The sequence below is a fragment of the Anaerostipes sp. CAG:276 genome, assembly GCF_000432215.1.
Taxonomy (GTDB): Bacteria; Bacillota; Clostridia; order Lachnospirales; family Lachnospiraceae; genus Anaerostipes; species Anaerostipes caccae.
Genome location: NZ_FR889201.1, coordinates 15,220 through 19,202, shown reverse-complemented (window position 1 = coordinate 19,202; position 3,983 = coordinate 15,220). Strand labels below are relative to the sequence as shown.

General features: G+C 47.3%; 5 protein-coding genes. All 5 read right to left on the bottom strand.

Annotated elements, in window-relative coordinates; all coding sequences use genetic code 11:
- A partial coding sequence (locus QVP35_RS12735; protein ID WP_288187905.1) for a class I tRNA ligase family protein occupies positions 1-707 on the bottom strand: 707 nt, incomplete at its 3' end.
- Between the two features lie 24 nt (positions 708-731).
- Positions 732-1,727: a hypothetical protein gene (locus QVP35_RS12730; protein ID WP_006565633.1), complete on the bottom strand. Its 996-nt coding sequence runs from the start codon at positions 1,725-1,727 to the stop codon at positions 732-734.
- A complete protein-coding gene (locus QVP35_RS12725; RefSeq protein WP_009290704.1) occupies positions 1,702-2,502 on the bottom strand; it encodes a tetratricopeptide repeat protein in 801 nt (266 codons plus the stop codon). Before QVP35_RS12725 ends, QVP35_RS12730 begins: the two co-directional genes overlap by 26 nt.
- Entirely contained in the window at positions 2,499-3,551 is a 1,053-nt protein-coding gene (locus tag QVP35_RS12720; protein WP_039930623.1) for a DUF5716 family protein, read from the bottom strand. The genes QVP35_RS12725 and QVP35_RS12720 overlap by 4 nt, the downstream gene beginning before the upstream one ends.
- Positions 3,548-3,983, bottom strand: a 436-nt coding sequence (locus QVP35_RS12715; protein ID WP_288187902.1) for a DUF5717 family protein, incomplete at its 5' end; no start/stop codon positions are given. The genes QVP35_RS12720 and QVP35_RS12715, both read right to left, overlap by 4 nt.

Below are 3,983 nucleotides of genomic sequence, written 5' to 3'. Positions count from 1 at the left end.
TCGTCCGGATGGACAGCCACCGCCGTATCTCCAAGCATTGTCTCGGGACGGGTAGTGGCAATCTCTAAATAATCATCGGTTCCCGCAACCGGATATTTGATGTGCCAGAAATGCCCTGCCTGGTCCACATGTTCAACTTCCGCATCAGAAATCGAAGTCTGGCAGACCGGACACCAGTTGATGATCCTGGACCCTTTGTATATATAGCCTTTTTCATATAACTTGATAAAGACCTCTTCCACTGCTTTGGAACAGCCCTCATCCATCGTAAAACGCTCTCTGTCCCAGTCACAGGCAGAACCCAGCTTCTTTAACTGGCTGACGATTGTGCCGCCGTACTCTTCCTTCCACTCCCAGGCTCTCTCAAGAAACTTCTCTCTTCCCAGATCTTCCTTTTCAATGCCTTCCTCTTTCAGCGCCTCGATGATCTTGACTTCCGTTGCAATGCTGGCATGATCTGTTCCCGGCTGCCACAGTGTATTGTATCCCTGCATTTTTTTAAAGCGGATCAGGATATCCTGCAGAGTCTCATCCAGTGCATGCCCCATATGGAGTTTACCCGTAATATTGGGAGGCGGAATCACGATCGTAAACGGTTTTTTGCTGTGATCCACTTCTGCATGAAAATATTTGTTGTCAAGCCACTTCTGATATAACCGGTCTTCAATCTCAGACGGGTTATAAGTCTTTTCCAATTCTTTACTCATATCATATCTCCTACTTTTTATATTTTATTCTAAAAGATTGTTGCGGATCGCCCGCTCATGCTGCACCATTGCCTGCTCGCAGATGTTCTGGCGGCCGGACAGCCATTCCATCCGGTTGATCCTTTTCGGTATATCATAAATTGCCTTTGGGTAATAACACCAGGCCTGAGGTGCATGCATTCCACACTGCTCCATGGCCGAGACAAACGTCTTCCTCTGGGCGGAAAGTTCTTCACTGCAATTTAATTCCGCTGCAACTTTAGCACAAAACTCAAATAATTTCCACTGTTCTTCGGAAATATATCCAAACAGCACCTGATATTTCTCTCTGCAGAATTCCAGGTCATTGACAATCGTATCATACTCCGATTTGAGCCTCCGTCCCGAAGTCTCTTTGTGGTTTCTTACCATATGATACATTTTCTTTTTCTCTGCCGCCTTCTTCTTTCTTGTCCTGAGAATCAGAAGGATCACAGCCGCACCAAACACTGCTGCCGCTGCCGGCCAGAGAGAAACGCTCAGCCGGAGCTCAAAATAAAATACTGCTGCCGCACCGAGTCCCGCGGCAGTCAGGGCCATGATCAGCGAAGACAGAAAATAGGCCCTCCTGTTGATGAACTTTCCATGAAATTCCCTCTCTTTTCTTTTCAGATCACGTTCTTCATCTTCCTGGACTGAAATTTCCTTCTCGATCTGTTTTTTTTCACCCTCCAGGGATTGGATACGGGACAAACCCTGTCTTATTTCCTCTTCCCTCTCCCAGAGGGGCAGAAATTCCTCATCGGAGACTCGTCCGCCTGCGGAATCATAAAAAATCCTGGCAAAGATGCGGTTGTATTTTCTGGCTTCCTCACTGATCAGCTTTGCTTCTTCACCGGAAAGCTTTTCCATGATCTCGATATCTTCCTTCTGCTCCAGAATATAAGACACCTCATCTTCATACATTTCCACAAAACGCCGGTTTAATTCCATCCGTTTTTTCTGATATTCAATTTCAGACAATCTCTCTTCTGTACTCATTTTTCCACCGTTCCAGCATCGACCAGGTAAGCCTTCTGGTCATCAGGTCATCGGGTTTCTTTCTGTGATAGCCAATCTTTTTCAGTGCTGTGGATTCCTCGCTTCCGGAAAACCGTTCCTCCATAGCTGAGATATTTTCATGGATCTCTCTCAGCTGTTCTTCTGTAAAAGAAAGCGCTCTGCCGTCCTCCAAAAACTTCTGGTAATCTCCCTGCATATAAGAGACTATGAAATATGCTTCCTGGCATTTCTTGTTCTCTTTCAGGCGGCAGCTCCTTTTAAAAAACTCCTTCGCCTCCTGAAAACGGAACATCCGGGTCAGGCAGAGTCCCGTGTGATACAAAACTTCCTGCTGTTCCTTTGTCTTCAGCTGCATCAGACCGGAAAGCGATTTTTGATAGGCGTGATAAGCGCTCAGATATCTGGAATGTTTCAGATATAAGTCGCCGAGCATTTTGTGCTTTCTCACAGAGGAATATAGATAGGCCGTGCGCATCTGCTGGACAAGCATTCTCTGCTCGGGAACCGTAAAATAATTCCGGTAACTGATAATATGCTCCAGCTGCTTCTTTGTCTCCTCTTCTGCCGGCAGGACCAGACCAAGTTCTTCTTCGATCCACTCTCTCATCCCTTCCGGGATTCCTTCTGTCAGAAAATATAAATACTGTCCTGAAATAATATAACATAATTCTTCATAGGAAGAAATGGTCTGTCCAAAGGAATTCAGCGTGTAAGTCCGCCTGCTCTCCTCTGTCTCACACAATACCATTCTCATGGCTGTCCCCTCCTCTCCCATGAAATTACCTGCTGGAATACCTGGTATGTAGAAGGATATAATGTCCCAAACCCCAGATCCGTGATTTTGATTCTGCACTTTGTCTCCCCGGTGCACTCGGCTTCAATCTTCAGCTTTGTAGAGCGTCCCGGACGTTTTTTAAGCCCTTTTAAGGAAATCGGAAACCTCATTCTGTCACCTTTCCCGGGAAACAGGGGTTTGATCTCCACAGGAATGGATGCCGCTGTCTCAACCAGTACCGTCATATTTCCCCGGCTCTCAAACCATGGCTTTCCACCCTTTATGACCGGCAGAAATTCTTCTTTTCCGTGGTTCCATACCATGGCACCGATCTGATACATCATAACCGTGTCGGTAAGAATCACGGCAGAGTCAAGGTCAGCCGCATTTTTTCTTCCCAGCAGACAGACGGCCCCTGTCGCGTACACATGATCTCCCATAAACACACGCCGTCCCGCACACAGCTTTGCCGAAGCGCTTTTCAGCCATCCGCCGTCAAATCCTCTGCCGTACAAATAAACTAAAGAAGTAACCTCCTGGGACATGGCCTGGACGGCGGCGTTCTCAAATGCCATGTCTTTCTGATGGGGCAGCCGGGTGTTTCTCATAAAAGCAGAGTAGTCTTCTCTCTCTACGAGCAGCTGCCCATCCTGCTTTTTCACCAGATAGTAAAACAATCTCTGGCCGGAATAGTCAAACAGCCCCACAGCCCCCTGTTCAAGCTGTTCCTTTCGGTCCCCGGCAAGTCCCAGAAAAGCCTCCTCCTTCGTAAACAGCCTGAGCTGTTCCTCCGAAAACCCCAGCTCTTTTCTAAGCTCCGCGGCTTTTAACGCCAGGTCCTCCTCCGGGTCCTCCAAAATAACGCCCATAAACAGATTGGACGTATCCGCATGCTTTTCCGATTCTGCACGCACATAATCCGCCCAGTCCCCGGAAAGCTTTTTCGGTTCTTCTTCCACGATCTTTCCGTCCGTTACGGAACACTGATATATCATTTCCCGTTCTATCTGTATGCCTATTTTCATCATAGATCCTCTGTCATCGGACGGATCATATCCGTCATTGCTTTTTCATACGCGTAGATTTCCATTTCCATGGCTACGCTCTCCCTTTGTTTTTCCTTCAGCATGTGATTCAGCTGATAAAATCTTCCCTTCTGATTCCTTCCGGAATGGTCAAGAAAGACGATATCTTTTCTCCTGCGTCTCTCTTCTCCCGGTGCTGTCACATAATAATCTGCCGACTCATCGGCAAAGATCAGAACTTCCGCCACATAACACCCCGGCAGCAGCTCTCTCATAGGAATCTCTCTGGCCGGCTCCGACCTGTTTTCCGCATAGTGAAATACCATGCCGCCTGCTTTCTCTCCCCTGTAAACTACATAAGTATAAGTATAGCACTCATATGGAAGAGGTATCTCCTCTTTATATTCTAAAAGCACCGGCAGGATACAGCGGCGG